The 15,565-nt window shown below is 67.4% G+C and carries 15 protein-coding genes; 9 read left to right on the forward strand and 6 right to left on the reverse strand.

Annotation, left to right across the window (positions count from 1 at the left end; all coding sequences use genetic code 11):
- Positions 1 to 43: 43 nt before the first annotated feature.
- A complete protein-coding gene (locus MHN80_RS01285; RefSeq protein ID WP_004018570.1) occupies positions 44 to 247 on the reverse strand; it encodes a DUF2945 domain-containing protein in 204 nt (67 codons plus the stop codon).
- Between the two features lie 98 nt (positions 248 to 345).
- Here MHN80_RS01285 and MHN80_RS01290 point away from each other — a divergent pair, with 98 nt between their 5' ends.
- Both MHN80_RS01290 and MHN80_RS01295 read left to right on the forward strand, forming a co-directional pair.
- Positions 346 to 1,311 carry an ABC transporter ATP-binding protein gene (locus MHN80_RS01290; protein WP_239398927.1) on the forward strand — a complete coding sequence of 322 codons (966 nt, stop codon included), beginning with the start codon at positions 346 to 348 and terminating at the stop codon, positions 1,309 to 1,311.
- A 4-nt stretch (positions 1,312 to 1,315) separates the two neighbouring features.
- Complete coding sequence (locus tag MHN80_RS01295) at positions 1,316 to 2,905, forward strand: ABC transporter permease (RefSeq protein WP_239398929.1); 1,590 nt, start codon at positions 1,316 to 1,318, stop codon at positions 2,903 to 2,905.
- A gap of 305 nt (positions 2,906 to 3,210) precedes the next feature.
- On the opposite strand, the gene MHN80_RS01300 is transcribed toward MHN80_RS01295, so the two are convergent.
- The 3 genes from MHN80_RS01300 to MHN80_RS01310 form a co-directional block, all read right to left on the reverse strand.
- Entirely contained in the window at positions 3,211 to 4,071 is an 861-nt protein-coding gene (locus MHN80_RS01300; protein ID WP_239398931.1) for an LLM class F420-dependent oxidoreductase, read from the reverse strand.
- A 52-nt stretch (positions 4,072 to 4,123) separates the two neighbouring features.
- Positions 4,124 to 5,011, reverse strand: coding sequence for a hypothetical protein (locus MHN80_RS01305; protein ID WP_239398933.1), 888 nt, complete (start codon positions 5,009 to 5,011; stop codon positions 4,124 to 4,126).
- A 170-nt stretch (positions 5,012 to 5,181) separates the two neighbouring features.
- On the reverse strand, positions 5,182 to 6,390 hold the full coding sequence (locus tag MHN80_RS01310) for a beta-ketoacyl synthase N-terminal-like domain-containing protein (RefSeq protein ID WP_239398934.1): 1,209 nt from the start codon (positions 6,388 to 6,390) through the stop codon (positions 5,182 to 5,184).
- A gap of 293 nt (positions 6,391 to 6,683) precedes the next feature.
- Between MHN80_RS01310 and MHN80_RS01315 the strand changes: the two genes are divergently transcribed.
- The 3 genes from MHN80_RS01315 (at position 6,684) to MHN80_RS01325 (ending at position 11,785) form a co-directional block, all read left to right on the forward strand.
- Entirely contained in the window at positions 6,684 to 9,083 is a 2,400-nt protein-coding gene (locus MHN80_RS01315; protein WP_239399278.1) for an EAL domain-containing protein, read from the forward strand.
- Positions 9,084 to 9,304: 221 nt separating this feature from the next.
- Entirely contained in the window at positions 9,305 to 10,771 is a 1,467-nt protein-coding gene (locus MHN80_RS01320; RefSeq protein ID WP_064570301.1) for a sugar porter family MFS transporter, read from the forward strand.
- Positions 10,772 to 11,785, forward strand: coding sequence for a nitronate monooxygenase family protein (locus tag MHN80_RS01325; protein ID WP_239398944.1), 1,014 nt, complete (start codon positions 10,772 to 10,774; stop codon positions 11,783 to 11,785).
- A 134-nt stretch (positions 11,786 to 11,919) separates the two neighbouring features.
- Here the strand turns inward: MHN80_RS01325 and MHN80_RS01330 are convergent, their stop codons facing one another.
- Positions 11,920 to 12,678: an SDR family oxidoreductase gene (locus MHN80_RS01330; RefSeq protein WP_239398946.1), complete on the reverse strand. Its 759-nt coding sequence runs from the start codon at positions 12,676 to 12,678 to the stop codon at positions 11,920 to 11,922.
- Between the two features lie 101 nt (positions 12,679 to 12,779).
- Here MHN80_RS01330 and MHN80_RS01335 point away from each other — a divergent pair, with 101 nt between their 5' ends.
- On the forward strand, positions 12,780 to 13,631 hold the full coding sequence (locus tag MHN80_RS01335; RefSeq protein ID WP_239398948.1) for a helix-turn-helix transcriptional regulator: 852 nt from the start codon (positions 12,780 to 12,782) through the stop codon (positions 13,629 to 13,631).
- An 18-nt stretch (positions 13,632 to 13,649) separates the two neighbouring features.
- Here MHN80_RS01335 and MHN80_RS01340 read toward each other — a convergent pair whose 3' ends face one another.
- Positions 13,650 to 14,120 carry a MarR family winged helix-turn-helix transcriptional regulator gene (locus tag MHN80_RS01340; RefSeq protein ID WP_004018581.1) on the reverse strand — a complete coding sequence of 157 codons (471 nt, stop codon included), beginning with the start codon at positions 14,118 to 14,120 and terminating at the stop codon, positions 13,650 to 13,652.
- A 114-nt stretch (positions 14,121 to 14,234) separates the two neighbouring features.
- On the opposite strand from MHN80_RS01340, the gene MHN80_RS01345 reads away from it, so the two are divergent.
- From MHN80_RS01345 to MHN80_RS01355, 3 genes are all read left to right on the forward strand, one after another.
- Complete coding sequence (locus MHN80_RS01345; RefSeq protein ID WP_239398950.1) at positions 14,235 to 14,699, forward strand: DoxX family protein; 465 nt, start codon at positions 14,235 to 14,237, stop codon at positions 14,697 to 14,699.
- An 89-nt stretch (positions 14,700 to 14,788) separates the two neighbouring features.
- A complete protein-coding gene (locus MHN80_RS01350) occupies positions 14,789 to 15,133 on the forward strand; it encodes a multidrug efflux SMR transporter (RefSeq protein ID WP_064570197.1) in 345 nt (114 codons plus the stop codon).
- Between the two features lie 2 nt (positions 15,134 to 15,135).
- Positions 15,136 to 15,456, forward strand: coding sequence for a multidrug efflux SMR transporter (locus tag MHN80_RS01355; RefSeq protein ID WP_004018584.1), 321 nt, complete (start codon positions 15,136 to 15,138; stop codon positions 15,454 to 15,456).
- Positions 15,457 to 15,565 lie beyond the last annotated feature (109 nt).

Below are 15,565 nucleotides of genomic sequence, written 5' to 3' on the forward strand. Positions count from 1 at the left end.
GCATAGCAGTTCTAGGTATAGAGGTGGTCGAGCCAGGGGAGAGCTACTTCTTCGAGAGGGACGACTCCTTGTGGGCGGCCTTCGAGCCCGTCTTCGACGACTTGACGATCCAATACGGCTCGTCCTCACTCGCCTTGAACTTCTGCCCCTCGAAGGTGAATTCCTTCGTCCGCTTCTCCTCAGCGGTCCCTTCGGTCTCGCCCTGAGAGGTGTTCCAGCGCACGGTGTCGTTCTTCTTGATCGCCATGTCGGCAGTGTGCCCCGCCGATGTCGACGGTCAAACCTCCTCCGCCCCATCGGTCGCTGTGGAACGATCAGCACGTCGTGTCGAGCCGGAGGTACGTCATGAGCGTCGAACGTTCCGACAGTCGTCGGGGGGCCGATCCGGCCATCGATGTCCGGGGCCTGCGAAAGTCCTTCGGCAAGTTCGAAGCACTCCGCGGACTCGACCTCGAGGTCGCCCGCGGCGAGGTCCACGGCTTCCTCGGACCCAACGGCGCGGGCAAGTCGACGACGATCCGGGTCCTCCTGGGTCTACTGAAGGCGGACGGGGGAGAGGTCCGGCTCCTGGGCGGCGATCCCTGGCGTGATGTCGTGGAACTGCACCGTCGACTGGCGTATGTGCCCGGTGACGTGGCGCTGTGGCCGACGATGACCGGCGGCGAGATGATCGACCTGCTCGGCTCGATGCGGGGCGGACTCGACGACGCGAGACGCGCCGATCTCGTGGCCCGATTCGAACTCGACACCACCAAGCGTGGCCGGCAGTACTCCAAGGGCAACCGGCAGAAGGTCGCGATCGTGGCAGCCCTGGCATCGGATGTCGAGTTGCTCATCCTCGACGAGCCGACGTCGGGCCTGGACCCGTTGATGGAGAACGTCTTCCAAGAGGTCGTGGGCGAGGCGACCGCCCGCGGTACCACCGTGCTGTTGTCGAGTCACATCCTCGCCGAGGCCGAGACCCTCGCCAACCGGCTCAGCATCATCCGCGACGGGGCCGTCGTGGCGACCGGGACGTTGGCGGAACTGCGCGGCCACACCCGCACTTCTGTTCGCGCCGAACTGGATTCGCTGCCGGGTTCGGATCTGCTGGCGCAGTTGCACGACGTCGACGTCCAGGGCCTCGACGTGCACGACACCGGTTCCGGTGGTCATCGCCTGAGCGCGACGGTCGATTCGGCTCGGATCGGTCCGGTGATGTCGGTGCTGTCCTCCTGTGGCCTACGCTCACTCACGGTCGAACCACCATCGCTGGAGAGTCTCTTTCTCTCGCTGTACGAGGGGGCCGACCAGCCCGCGGGAGAACGGTGAGGTCATGACGGCGTCGACGATCGGCACCGCCCCGCTGGTACGGGCCTCCCTCCGCCACGAAGGTCGCGGCTTCGCCCCGTGGATCGTATTGCCGACCGCGCTCACCGTGTCGTCGGTCATCGCCTATCCGCTCCTGTTCCCCGACGCCGCGGAGCGCGCCGCCTTCGCCGCGACGATCGGCTCGAACCCGGCGCTCGGGTTGATCTTCGGACCCGCCTACGACCTGTCCACCGTCGACGGGTTCGTCGCCTGGCGCAGCCTTGCGCTCGGTGGATTCATCGCTGCCCTCGGCGCGATCTTCATCGTGGTCAAAGCCGCTCGTGGTCAGGAGGATTCCGGCCAGGCCGAACTCCTCGCCGCCGGGGTACTCGGACGCGCCGCACGGTTGTCGACCGCGCTGATCATGGCCGGACTGTGCGCGATCGCGATCGGACTCGTGGCGGGCCTGGCGACATCCCTGTGCGGTGGGGAGTGGGAATCGTCGTTTCTGCTGGGAGCCGGGTTCACGGTCACCGGCTGGATGTTCGGCGCCGTCGCGGCGGTGAGTGCCCAGGTGGGTTCCGACGCACGGGCCGCCACGACGATGGCCGTGTCGCTTCTCGGTGTGCTGTTCGTGTTGCGCGGCTTCCTGTTCTCGGTGGAGGCGCCCGCGTGGACCACGTGGATCAACCCACTCGGGTGGGTTCAGGAGACCAGACCGGCAACCGGCGATCACTGGTGGCCTCTGCTTCTCGGGCTCACCTTCACGGTCGTCGTCGGAGCGGCCGCCTTCGTGTTGCAGCGCGCGCGGGACTTCGGTCAGGGTCTCGTGCCGGCACGTCCGGGGCCGGCACGGGGTGGCATCGGCTCGCCGCTGGCCCTGGCCATCCGCCTCAACCGGGCTCCGATCGGCTCGTGGGTACTCGCGTTCGTCGGACTCGGCATCATCTTCGGCTACTTCACCAGGTCGGTTCGCGGCCTGCTGACCGCGAATCCGGCGATGGCCCAGATCTTCGCCTCCGGTGCGGCGTCACCTGCAGACCTGGTGTCGGCCTTCGTCACGACGATCCTCGGCCTGGTGGGGATCATCGCGTCTGTCGCCGGGGTGCAGATCGTCAACCGTATCCGCACCGAGGAACTGGAGGATCGCGCGGAAGCGGTGCTCGCCACCGCGGTCAGCCGTCCGAGTTATTTCGGTGCCGTCACCGCAGTCGCCCTCGTCGTCCCTGCGGCGCTCGTCGCCGTTGCCGGGCTGGTCATCGGCATTTTCGCCACGACGGCCGATCTCGGCCTCGGCTTCGGCGACGTCGTCCTCCAGTCGATCGCCACCATCCCCGCGGTGTGGGCCGTCGTCGGGATCGCCGTCGCCGTCATCGGCGCCCGACCCCGCGTGCGGCCCGCGATCTGGCTGGGTGTCCTCGTGTCGTTCGTGCTGACGATCCTCGGCCCCAGCTTCAAACTCCCGGAGTGGGCGCTGGGATTCAGTCCGTTCCACCACGTGCCCGATGTGTCTGCCGCGCAGCCCGATTGGTGGGGACTCGGCGGAGTGGGGGTGGTCGTGGTGGTGCTCATCGCACTCGGATTCGCCGGGTTCCGCAGACGAGACATCCCGTAGGCACATCGCGCCCGGAGAAGTGAGCTTGCGAGCCCGACCCCCCGCTCCCTGAGAAGCGAGCCCTTTCCTGCTCCCTGAGGTGCGAGCGAAGCGAGCCCTTTCCTGCTCCCTGAGGTGCGAGCGAAGCGAGCCCTTTCCTGCTCCCTGAGGTGCGAGCGAAGCGAGCCACGAAGGGCCTCGAAACGTGTCTCACCAGGCCCTTCGTGGCTCGTCGCTATCGCTCCTCGCACCTCAGGGAACAGTGGGTACGTGGTTCTTTCGGATCTGAGAGCAGGAGGGTGGGCCGCACCCCAGGGAGCAGAAACTCAGCCCAGGGCTGCCGCGAGGCGGCGCCACTGCTCGCGCGGGAAGCCCCGGTGGTCCGCCTGCAGGACCTGCACGCACACATGGTTGGCGCCGGCGGCTCGATGCTCGTCGATCCGCTTCAGGATCGCGGTCTCGTCACCCCAGACGATCAGGGCGTCGAAGAGTCGATCGCTCACCGACGTCAGGTCGTCCTCGGAAAACCCGAGGCGGCGGAGATTGTTGGCGTAGTTGGGCATTGCGAGGTAGCCCGTGAGCCACTTCGTGCCGACCGCCCGTGCTTCGTCGCGGTCGGCGGCGATGATCGCGGTCTGCTCGGGCGCGAGGAGCGGCCCATCGCCGAGGGTTTCGCGCGCGATCTTGGTGTGGTCCGGGGTCACCAGGTAGGGATGGGCGCCTGCGGTCCGGTCGGCCGACAACTGGAGCATCTTCGGTCCCAGCGCGGCCAGCACTCGAGCATCGCTCGGCACCGGTTGCGGGGCGTCGTCCAGTCCGTCGAGGAACGCCTTGGTGGTCGCCAGCGGCTTCTTGTAGCGTCCCGCTTCCTGGGCGTCGATCAGCGGCGCGTGGCTGATGCCGAGGCCGAGGAGGAAACGTGCACCGTGCTGCTCGGTGAGGCGGGCGTGTGCCGCCGCGACGTCGTGCGGCTCGTGCATCCACATGTTGAGAATCCCGGTGGCGACGACGGCGTTCTGAGTCGCGCCGAGCAGGTTCTCGACCGAGTCGAGGACCGGACCACCCACGTCGGGGATCCACAGTGCCGTGTAACCCAATTCGTCCAGCTCGGCCGCGGCTTCGGCGGCCTCCCCGGTGTCTCCGTACCGTAGCGGTGAACTCCAGATTCCTACGCCATCGAGTTTCATGTCGTCGACACTACCGATCGAGCGATCGGGCCGCGCCGACTGCCGGGTCCGCTCAGTCGTTTGCCGGTCGGCCCGACTGGGCCTCCAACCGCGCGTCCATGGCGGCCGTCATGCGCTTGAACACAGTGATCGCGACCACGCCCGCGACGATCAAAGCGACTCCGGCGACCGAACCGAGGGAGTCGGTGACCAGTCCGGAGATGCCGATCGCGAGAACGTAGATCGGCACCCACCCGAACAGGTGCAGGATGCTCTCGGGCTTCTCGTCGGTGGCCCAGCCCTCTCGAACCGCAGCCCGATAGGTGGCGTAGTCGGGATAGAACTCGGTGAACGCGATCGCGAAGATCGTGCCGCCGATCTGGATGATCCATCCGGTCCAGAAGTTGTTCGGGTCGTCGAGCACCAGATCGCCGAACGCGCCGGAGATCGCGGCGACGCCGAATCCGGCGACCCACGCCCAGGTGATGACGTAGTTGATGTGGATGAACAGCGGGCTGTCCCAGAATTCCTTCTCGGTGGTCTCCCGCGCGTACTGGAGGGTGAACGGCTGGCGCACGAGGATCGACCCGAGCGCGAAGGCGACCAGCGCGATGTTGGTCATCTCCCCGCCCCAGCGCTCCAGCCAGTCGATGACGCCGTCGGAGGCGAACAGGGCGATGATCGCCATCGTGCCGAAGTAGGTGACGTCGAAGACTTCGAGGAGTTTGACGCTCGTGCCCCGCTTGTGACCGCCGATCACCAGCAGGAGTGACAGCGCGAACGCCGACGCCGCGGCCTCTTCGAATCTGCCGGGCCCCGCGAGGAGCGCCATCAGGATCCACGGGGACATGCCCGCGAACGGAGAGTTGAGGAACAGCGTCAGTGCGTGCCGTGCGCCCGACGTCGGTGGTGGGTCGGTCCGCGTCGAGTCGGCCACCGGCGGATTCGGGTCATCGCTCATGGCTGAATTGTGAGGCGCGCGGCGGCATTCCGCAGCGGACTGCGCCAATCCGGACGATCTCGGGCAACCGGGCGGTGCGTGCCGGAGATGGTCGGCAGGTGCGTACCCGGCGCGATGCGGCCCCGGCGGGTCGGCCGAGGCCGCATCGCCTCACCAGGTCGTCAAGACCCTCACGCATGGGGCGCGAGAACGACCGCCGCGTTGTGTCCGCCCATTCCCAGTGAGGTCTTCAACGTCAGCCCGTGCTCGAGATGGGTGCGCCCGTCGAGCAATTGTGGGATGACCGCGTCGGCGACCCGCGGTGTCGCGGTGACCTCGCCGCGTTCGTAACCGAGCAGCGACGCCGCGAGTTCCACGGCCCCGGCAGCGCCCTGGCAGTGCCCGGCGAGCGGCTTCACCGAGAACACCTCGGCATTGGGCAGCATGGTGTCGGCGATCGCCGCCTCGGCGCGGTCGCACTGCCGGGTTCCCGGGCCGTGCGCGTTGAGATACCGGATGCGCTCGCCGCTGACGCCGGACATCGTGAGCGCCTGCTCCACACACGACCGCACGCTTGTCAGTTCCGGATCGATCGACGTGACGTGAAAGGCGTCATGAGACATCGCCCCGCCCAGCACATCCGCGTACCCGTCGGCGCGACGGTTGGTCATCGTGAACGCGATCGCCGCCTCGCCGAAGGTGAATCCGCGGCTGCCCTCCTGGAACGGTCTGCACGCATTGAGCGCATCGGTGTCGGTGATGGCGACTCCGAGTTGAACGAACATCGTGACCACTTCCGGTTTCGCCGAGAGATCTGTCGCCACCACCACGACGTCGTCGACGAGGTCGGAGTCGAGCCACGATTTCGCGGTGACGATGGCCGCCGATCCCGAGGTGCACATCGCCGACACGTTGATCGCGGGCCCGTGGAATCCGTATTCCTGCATGAGCAGCGACACCGGGGTCGACGGGGTCACCGAGAGGTACTGCCGTCCGCTGTACCGTCCGACCCCCGACGTCACCATCGGATACATGTCGAGGTCACCGAGGACGCAGGCGTGTACGAGGCCCACCCGTGCGCCCGGTGTCCAGCCCCGTGCCATCGCGTCTTCGATGGCCTCCCGTGCCGCGGCACGCATCGCCCGCGAGAAGCGTGTGCGTCCGTCGGACTGTTCGCCGCCCTCGGGTACCCGCACGATCCACCCGGGTCCGTCCGACGCGGGCTGTCCGGCCCCGGCGGCATCCTGGCCGACCGACGGCCGGCCGCCGCCGAAGCCGAAGCCGTGGTGCAGCGCGGCTGCGGACTTGCCGGACGCCAGACCGTTCCACAAGGCCTCTCGGCCCCAGCCGTAACCGGTGACAGCTCCCAGGCCGGAGATGGTCGAACGCTGAATAGTCATGATCGTGAACTTTCTGTGGGATATGCGATGACAGAGGGGTCATCGCGGCCACCCAGGTGGGTGGTCCGTCCTCAGGATCCCGCGCAAACCCGACATTCGGCCAGTTCACGCGGGTATTCGTCGGGTGCAATATCCGTTTTGGCGCACTCTTGCATCTCGCAGCGCGCCCTTTTCGATGACTCGTAGGGGAGGATGAACGGTGGGGGATGACGGTTCGAGGGGGTGACGCAGTGGGACGACCGAAGGACGACGGCGACGACCGCCCCGGACTCGTGGCACCGGACGCCGAGCCGATGGCCCGTCCCAGCGACGCCGCGGTCGCCGAACGCTATCGCCTTCTCCTCGAGCTGAGCCCGGACGCCATCGCGGTCCACCAGGACGGTCTGATCGTCTATGTGAACTCCGCCGCGCTCGCATTCGCGCGCGTCGAGGACCGCAACGCGATGCTCGGTCGTTCGATCGCCGAATTCGTCCATCCCGACGAACTGCCGCAGATGATCGAGCGGATCATCGGGATGGGCGACGAGGCCGGTGCCTCGACCACACCCGAAGAGGTCGTGATGGTCGACGCGCAGGGCGTCGCCCGCCCCATGGAGGTGACCTCGGTCCGCACGGTCTGGCACGACCTGCCCGCTTATCAGGTGATCCTGCGCGACATCACCGCACAGAAAGCCGTCGAATCCGCTCTGCGTCGACAGGCGGCGCTGTTGGATCACGTGAGCAACGCGGTGATCGCGGTCGACGACCAGATGACGGTGCGCTCGTGGAATCCGGCCGCGGAACAGATGTACGGCAGGGGAGCGGCCGACGCGATCGGACGGAATCTCGACGAGGTCGTCGGAGCGCACGTCGACCCGCATGCGGCGGTCTCGCTGGGCGGCACCGTCGATCAGCTCCACCGCCGTTCCGACAACGGACGATCATTTCTGGCGCACACGTCGGTGACGACCATGGACGACGGCTTTCTCGTCGTCGCCGAGCCGACCCGTCGCCCCCTGATCGAACGGCTGGGAACGATCCTCGCTGCACTCCATCAGGCGGTGATCGTCGTTCGGGAGGACGGCGACATCGAACTCGCCAACCCGGCAGCCGGAACCATGCTCGGTCCCGAGGCGATCCCCGGCGCCAGTGTCCACCAGCTGCCGCTCGACTTCGTCGGTGACGAATCACCGATCGCGCGCTGTCTGCGCACCCGTGAAGCGGTCACCGACACGACCGCGACGATCACCACGCCGACCGGCGAACGCTGGCTGTCGTGCAGTTGCCGCCCGATCGACGACGACGGCACCGACGTGGTCGTCCTGGTGTCCTTCGTCGACATCACCGACCGATACCGAGAGCGCACCCAGCTCGCGTGGGAGGCCGTGCACGACCCGTTGACCGGTCTGTACAACCGATCCGGCATCATCCGCGAGCTCGAATCCCACATGGCCCGGCTCGAGGCGGAGCACGACGCCTGCTGCGTCGCGATCTTCTACATCGACCTCGACAACTTCAAGCTCGTCAACGACTCGCTCGGCCATGCCGTGGGTGACGAGGTGTTGCACGCCGTCGCACAACGATTGGCCGCGGCGACGCCCGACGAGGCGGCGGTGGGCCGGATCGGCGGCGACGAGTTCGTCCTCGTCGCGACCCTCGGTATCGCCTGTTCGGCCGAGGAGATCGAGCAGCAGATCGACGGTATCCGCGGCACGGTCTACGAGCCGATCACGGTCAGCACCCGCAGCGAACCGCTCAAGGTCGAGGCGAGTATCGGTGTCGCCACGGTGAAAGCCGGTGACGAGTACACCGCCACCGACCTGCTGCGCGACGCCGACATCGCCCTCTACCAGGCCCGCAAGGCTTCTCGCGCACGCTACGTCCGGTTCCAGACGCAGCACCGCGAAGAACTCCAGCGCCGCCAACGCATCGAGGAAGAGCTCCGACGCGTCCTCGACACCGACACCGAGCAGCTGGAGATCCACTACCAACCCATCGTGTCGACCGGCGACGGCACGCTTGTGGGCCTGGAGAGCCTGTTGCGCTGGCGTCACCCGGAGTTGGGATCCATCTCACCGACCGAGTTCATCCCGCTCGCGGAAGGATCCAATCTCATCGACCGGGTGGGAAACCACGTCCTGGAGACCGCCACCGCCGAGGTGGCCGCCATTCCCGAACTGCGTCGGGTGATGTTGTGCATCAACGTCTCCCGGCGAGAACTCACCAACGGTCAGTTCCCCGAACGGCTCCGGGACACGATGACCCGGTCCGGGATGGACCCCGCCGCGTTCTGCCTGGAGATCACCGAAAGCGCGCTCGACCCGCTCGACGGGGACCTGCTGACCCTCTTGGGCAACGTGCGCGAGCTCGGAACACAGGTGTCACTCGACGATTTCGGCACCGGTGCGTCGTCTCTCAGTGAGTTCTACCGCCTTCCGGTGAGCGTGCTGAAGACCGCCAAATCCTTCGTCGACGCCCTCGAGGAACACCCCAGTGCGAAGTCGATCCTCGCCGGCATCGTGACGATGGCCCACGCCGCCGGGATGCGGGTGGTCGCCGAGGGAGTCGAGACCGAGTCGCAGGCCGCCATCGTCGCCGAGGTGGGGTGCGACCTCGCGCAGGGGTATCACTACGGCCGCCCCGCCCCGCTGGCGGAGGTGATCGCGTCCGGAGTCCGGATCCAGGCGAATCCCGGTGTCTGGGAGACCGCCTGACCGGTGCCCGGATCCGTCGACCGCCGCGGCCACCCGACACGACGCCTCCCGGCGCGTGCCTGCGATCCCAGCTCGGCTGTGTCCGATAGCGTCAGGCTCGGCGGCTCACGCGAGTAGATTGAGCGCCACGTCGATTACCCGGCGTCCATGCAACCGGACAGCGAGGTCACGGACATGACACACATTCTGCGGTGGACTCCTCCGACGGTCAGGACGACGCCATGACCGACGCGCAGCGCGAAGTCGCCGAACAGCACACGGCAAAGGTCATCGGGGTCACGGTCGCCGCCGCGGTCGGCGGATTCCTGTTCGGTTTCGACAGTTCGGTCGTCAACGGCGCGGTCGACTCGATCGAGGCGGACTTCGGACTCGGCAAGCTCATGACCGGCTTCGCCGTCGCGATCGCGTTGCTGGGCTGCGCGCTCGGCGCGTGGTTTGCCGGCCGGTTGGCCGACGTCTGGGGCCGCAAGCGCGTGATGTTGCTCGGCTCGGCGCTTTTCATCATCTCCGCGATCGGGACCGGCTTCACCCAGACGATCCCCGACTTGCTCCTGTGGCGCGTCCTCGGCGGCATCGGCATCGGCATCGCGTCCGTCATCGCACCCGCCTACATCTCCGAGATCGCCCCGGCCCGGTACCGCGGGGCGCTCGCCTCGATGCAGCAGCTGGCCATCACACTCGGCATCTTCGCGGCACTGCTCTCCGACGCCCTGCTCGCCGACAGTGCCGGCAGCGCCTCGAGCGACTTCTGGTGGGGACTGGAGGCGTGGCGGTGGATGTTCCTCGTCGGCGTCGTGCCCGCGATCGTCTACGGCGTGCTGGCCCTGCTGATCCCTGAGTCGCCGCGATACCTGGTGGGCCGCAACCGCGACGCCGAGGCGGCGCGGATCCTGCAGGAGGTCACCGGCGAGGAGAACCCGCTCGAACGGGTCAAAGAGATCAAGCTGACGGTCAAGCGTGAGGCGAAGTCGTCGATCAAGGACATCACCGGGCCCTCGTTCGGCCTCCACCCGCTCGTCTGGGTGGGTATCTGGCTGGCCATCTTCCAGCAATTCGTCGGCATCAACGCGATCTTCTACTATTCGACGACGCTCTGGCAGTCGGTCGGTTTCTCCGAGGCCGACTCCTTCAAGACGTCGGTGATCACCGCCGTCATCAACGTCGCGATGACCTTCGTGGCCATCCTGTTCGTCGACCGCATCGGACGCCGGAAGCTGTTGCTCGGCGGATCGGTGGGCATGTTCATCGGCCTGCTCATGGCGTGTATCGCGTTCACCCAGCAGATCGGTGAGGGCGAGAACATCACGCTTCCCGACCCCTGGGGCGTGGTGGCGCTGATCGGCGCCAACCTGTTCGTGGTCGCGTTCGCCGCGACCTGGGGCCCGGTGATGTGGGTGATGCTCGGTGAGATGTTCCCCAACCGAATCCGCGGTGTCGCGCTGGGCGTCTGTACCGCGGTGAACTGGGTCGCCAATTTCACCATCTCGATGCTGTTCCCGCCGATGACGGAGGCCGTGGGACTGGGGATCATCTACGGCTTCTTCGCCTTCTGCGCCGCGGCGTCGTTCTTCTACGTGCTCCGCAAGGTGGAGGAGACGAAGGGAATGGAGCTCGAGCAGATGGACTCGGTGGCAGAGGCGAGACTTTCGCAGTTCACCGCGGTCCGCGCGGCGAAGGACAAGGCCTGAATGTTCGATCTCCGTGAACTGTCCCGCCGCGTCGTCGCCGCTCCCATGGCCGGTGGTCCGACCACCCCGGAACTCGTGGTGGCGGCGGCGTCGGCCGGCGGTGTCGGCCAGCTCGCCGCCGGGTACCTGACGCCCGACAAGGTGCGCGCCGACATCGCGGCCGTGCGGGCGTCGGGCACCGAGGCCTTCGGCGTCAACATCTTCGTCCCGGAGTCCGAGCCGATCGATCGAGACGCCGTCGCCCGCTACCGCGCCGAACTCGTGCCGTACGCCCGTGGTCTCGGGGTGACCCTCCCGGAAGTGGACGACCTGGGGGAGGACGACGACCACTTCGACGCCAAGATACGGCTGATGTGCGACGAGCGAATCCCGCTCGTCTCCTTCGCCTTCGGGTGTCCGGCGGCCGATGTCTTCGACGAGCTGCACCGGCACGGGTGCAGTGTCGGGGTCACGGTGACCACTGCCGCCGACGCCGACATCGCACAGCAGGCCGGCGCCGACTGGCTCTGCGTGCAGGGCCCGGACGCCGGCGGACACCGCTCCGTCTTCGACCGCCGGACCAGCCCTCCCACGCTTCCGCTCGACGAGCTGATCGGCGAGGTCGTCGAGCGGGTGCCGCTGCCGGTCGTCGCCGCGGGCGGGATCTCGACCCCGGCCCGTGCCGAGGAGGTCCGCTCGCTGGGACCCGTTGCAGTGCAAGTGGGTACCGTGCTCCTGCGGACCGACGAGGCCGGTACCAAACCCGCGCACGCGGCGGCTCTCGCCGATCCGGACCGAACCGAGACAGTGGTCACGCGGGCATTCAGCGGGCGGCCGGCACGAGCGCTGCGCAATCTGTTCACCGACAGGTTCTCCGCAGCGGCGGTGGCCGAGTACCCCGCCGTCAACACGCTGACGGGCGGCATCCGACGCGCCGCCGCCAACGATCCCGACGGCATCAATCTCTGGGCCGGAAGCGGATACGGCGACGCGGTGGAAGAATCCGCGGTGGAGACCATCCACAGGCTCGGTTGACGGCACCCTTCGTGGCTCGTCGCTAGCGCTCCTCGCACCTCAGGAAGCATAGGGGGGCGCTTCTTTCGGATTAGGGAGCAGAGGGGTCACGCTCCTCGCACCTCAGGGAGCAGAGTGGTCGCGCTCCTCGCACCTCAGTGCGGGTCATGGTCGTTCAGCGTGGCCACGACGCCGGCGTAGTCGCCGCGCGCCTCGCCCCAGCGCAGGAACTTCACCCGCTCGACGAGTAGCTCGGTGGCGTCGGGTTGCGTGCCGATGAGGTCGATCACCTCGTCGGCGAATTCGTCGAGCGGCATGGCGAAGTCGCTGTCGCGCTGTCCCGGCATCAGATCGGTGCGTACCGCCGGCGGCACGAGTTCGATGACCTCGACCGAGGTACCGGCGAACTGCAGGCGCAATGACTCGCTCAGCATGTGGATGGCGGCCTTGGTGGCGTTGTAGGTCGGTGTCACGCGCAGCGGGGCGAACGCCAGGCCCGAGGACACGGTCATGATCGTGGCGGCTGGTCGCGTCTGCAGATGGTCGATGAATGCGGCGATGAGACGGATGGGACCGAGAAGGTTGGTCGTGATGGTCGCTTCGGCGGTGTCGAGAAACCCTGCCGGGGACGACCAGTCCTCGACGCGCATGATCCCCGCCATCGCGATGAGGACGTCGAGGTCCGGATGCTCGGCGATGACCTGTCGGGCCGCCGCGTCGACACCGGCCGGGTCGGCGATGTCGATCGCGACGGTGTGCAGACCGGGGTGGTCCTCTCGAATCCGGTCGAGGAGTTCGGTGCGCCGTCCGCCGACGATGACGGTGTTGCCCTTGTCGTGCAGGCGGGTGGCGAGCGCCAGGCCGATCCCGCTGGTCGCGCCGGGGATGAAAATGGTGTTTCCGGTGAGGTTCATGTCTTCGAGTCTCCGATCTGTTGGCCAGCCGATCCAGAGTGCGGTCATCGGGGGATCGCCGATCCCTGGCAACGCGGTTTCCGTGCCGCGATACTGGCCAGATGGATCGTGATGCGCTGGCCGGTTTCCTCGTGAGCCGACGCAACGGGCTGCAACCGTCGGATGTGGGTATCCCGGCAGGCGCCCGCCGGCGCACAACCGGTCTTCGTCGCGAAGAGGTGGCACAGCTCGCAATGATGTCGACCGATTACTACACCCGGCTCGAGCAGCGGCGTGGACCCCAGCCCAGTACCCAGATGCTCGCGTCGCTGGCCCGCGCCCTGCGGCTCACCGCCGATGAGCGCGACTACCTGTTCCGCGTCGCCGGGCACAGCGCACCGGATCGGATGGTTGCGTCGGACCACATCGCTCCCGGGCTTCTGCGCGTTCTGGACCGCTTGGCCGGGACGCCTGCCCTCATCCTCTCCGCCCTCGGCGAGACTTTGATCCAGAACGACTGCGCGCGAGCGCTGTTCGGCGACAGCGGCCATCTCACCGGAATGGATCGCAGCGCCATCTACCGGTGGTTCGTGCACCCCGACGACGAGCGCAGCCGCTATCCGGCCGACGACCACGAGCGGCAGAGTCGGGCACAGGTCGCCTCACTGCGGGCCGCATACGGCGTGATGGGCGCACAATCGCGTGCCGGGGCGATGGTCGCCGAACTCCTCCGCCGGAGCAGCGAATTCGCCGTGCTCTGGGACACCCACATGGTGAGTCGACGCTTCGAGGACCACAAGATCCTGCTCCACCCCGAGGTCGGCGCGATCGAGGTCGATTGTCAGGCCTTGTTCACCGAGGACGAGACCCAGGTGCTGCTCGTGCTGACGGCGGCACCACGGACCGATGCGGCCGGCAAGATCGAGTTGCTCAACGTGCTCGGAACACAGCAGCTCGGACTCGGCCCGCGCTGACAGTCCGGCAGACCCGGACTACGCCGTCCCGGCGGGCCGGGTGTTGATCCGACGCCCGATCGCCGACACCTGCCGGAGCTGCGCACGCGTCAGCCGATCGACGACGAGTTCGCGCACATTGGCGAGATATCCGGGAGCGGTGGCGACCACCTTCTCCCAACCCGACTCGGTGAGAACGGCATTCGTGAACCGTCCGTTCTCCGGGCACGGGTGACGTCGAACCCAACCCCGCTTCTCGAGCCTGGAAACCACGTGTGACAGCCGCGACAACGAGCCATAGGACAGCTCCGCGAGCTGGCTCATCCGCAGAGTGCGCTCGGGAGCTTCGGACAGCGCAGACATCACCTCGTACTCGAAATGGGTGATCTGGGCGTCGCGGAGGAGCTGGGCGTCGAGCGCGTGGGGCAGGTGGGCGAGCGCCGTTGCCACCTGAATCCAGGCGTCCATCTCCTCGTCGTCGAGCCAGTTCGGCTCGGGGGCAGTGGACATCTGCGCAGTGTATACGAAGTGAACACGCCCGCGATCAGGTTGACGCATCAAGTGTGACCACCTAGCCTTCACTTGATACTTCAAGTCAAACCCACCTAGTAAGGCGGCTCAGTCATGACCAACCCCATCGTCCGCAGCGCGGGCATCCTCATCGGACGCGTCGCTCTCGGCGTGATCTTCCTGGCTCACGGCCTGCAGAAGTTCCAGCAGAACGGCTGGACGGGACCGCAGACCGGGTTCGACATGATGGGTGTGCCGGCCGCGTCGTTCTCGGCGTTCGTGGTCACGTGGCTCGAGGTCCTCGGCGGCATCGCCCTGATCGTCGGCGTGCTGACCCCGATCATCGCCGCGCTGTTCGTCATCGACATGGTCGGCGCGCTGTTCATCGCCCACGTCGACAGCGGGATCTGGGTCTCCGACGGCGGATACGAGTTCGTCCTCGCACTCGCGGCCGGTTCGCTGCTGCTGGCGGTCGTCGGCGCCGGACGGTTCAGCGTCGACGCCGCGCTGAGCTCGAAGGTGAGTTGGCTCGCCACCGACGATTCCCGCTCGTCTGAGCTCGCCGGCACCTCTCGCTGACGCCCGCATGACGCCACGCCCTGGTCCATCGGCCAGGGCGTGGCGTCGTTCGCCTAGAGTCGCCATAGACCCCGAGCGGAACGAGAGACATGACCTGGCTGATGCTGATCGCGGCGATCGCCTCGGAGGTGGCGGCGACGTTGTCGCTGAAGGGTTCAGAGACCGAACCGGCGCTGTATGCGGTCGTCGCCCTGGGCTACACGATCGCGTTTGCACTCCTCGCCGGAGTCCTCAAGCGCGGCATGGGGATCGGCGTCGCCTACGGGATCTGGTCGGCGTCGGGGGTGGCCCTCACCGCGATTCTGGCGACCTGGATCTTCGACGAACCCTTCGGGATCGTGATGGGGATCGGCATCGTGTGCATCATGGTCGGGGTGGTGCTGGTCGAGACCGGTCACCGGCGACCTGTCGACGCCGGCGCACCGGAGGCCTGACCGTGGGCTATCTCTTCATCGTGGCGGCCATCATCGCCGAGGTCACCGGCACTCTCGCACTACGCGCCGCAGCCACCGGGAGTCGGCGTTTCTACGGACTGGTCGTGGCCGGGTACCTGACCGCGTTCGTCGCATTGACACTCGGACTGAGACACGGTGTGCCCCTTGGTGTCGCCTATGGCATCTGGGCGGCCGCCGGGGTCGCGGCCACGGCGGTCGCCGCACACTTCCTGTTCCGCGAACGCCTCAACCGCCGGATGGTCACCGGAATCGGCGTGATCATCGTGGGTGTGCTTCTCATCGAGTTGGGTGCGCTGCACTGACATCCGGGCTTCGCTCACGAGGCCAGGTCACCGAGTGGCTTCGACTCGACGCCTCGACCTCGACACGCTCCTTCGTCGCTCGCTCGGCCCGGCGGCTGCGCTCGGTGTC

The sequence above is a fragment of the Gordonia sp. McavH-238-E genome, from assembly GCF_022348225.1.
GTDB classification, from domain to species: Bacteria; Actinomycetota; Actinomycetes; order Mycobacteriales; family Mycobacteriaceae; genus Gordonia; species Gordonia terrae.

Coding starts and splice junctions, on each gene's coding strand:
- MHN80_RS01350 (WP_064570197.1), top strand. CDS start 14,789: ATGACCTGGCTGATGCTGATCGCGGCGATCGCCTCGGAGGTGGCGGCG.
- MHN80_RS01325 (WP_239398944.1), top strand. CDS start 10,772: ATGTTCGATCTCCGTGAACTGTCCCGCCGCGTCGTCGCCGCTCCCATG.
- MHN80_RS01295 (WP_239398929.1), top strand. CDS start 1,316: ATGACGGCGTCGACGATCGGCACCGCCCCGCTGGTACGGGCCTCCCTC.
- MHN80_RS01340 (WP_004018581.1), bottom strand. CDS start 14,120: ATGTCCACTGCCCCCGAGCCGAACTGGCTCGACGACGAGGAGATGGAC.
- MHN80_RS01310 (WP_239398934.1), bottom strand. CDS start 6,390: ATGACTATTCAGCGTTCGACCATCTCCGGCCTGGGAGCTGTCACCGGT.
- MHN80_RS01285 (WP_004018570.1), bottom strand. CDS start 247: ATGGCGATCAAGAAGAACGACACCGTGCGCTGGAACACCTCTCAGGGC.
- MHN80_RS01315 (WP_239399278.1), top strand. CDS start 6,684: ATGGCCCGTCCCAGCGACGCCGCGGTCGCCGAACGCTATCGCCTTCTC.
- MHN80_RS01335 (WP_239398948.1), top strand. CDS start 12,780: ATGGATCGTGATGCGCTGGCCGGTTTCCTCGTGAGCCGACGCAACGGG.
- MHN80_RS01320 (WP_064570301.1), top strand. CDS start 9,305: ATGACCGACGCGCAGCGCGAAGTCGCCGAACAGCACACGGCAAAGGTC.
- MHN80_RS01305 (WP_239398933.1), bottom strand. CDS start 5,011: ATGAGCGATGACCCGAATCCGCCGGTGGCCGACTCGACGCGGACCGAC.
- MHN80_RS01290 (WP_239398927.1), top strand. CDS start 346: ATGAGCGTCGAACGTTCCGACAGTCGTCGGGGGGCCGATCCGGCCATC.
- MHN80_RS01330 (WP_239398946.1), bottom strand. CDS start 12,678: ATGAACCTCACCGGAAACACCATTTTCATCCCCGGCGCGACCAGCGGG.
- MHN80_RS01345 (WP_239398950.1), top strand. CDS start 14,235: ATGACCAACCCCATCGTCCGCAGCGCGGGCATCCTCATCGGACGCGTC.
- MHN80_RS01300 (WP_239398931.1), bottom strand. CDS start 4,071: ATGAAACTCGATGGCGTAGGAATCTGGAGTTCACCGCTACGGTACGGA.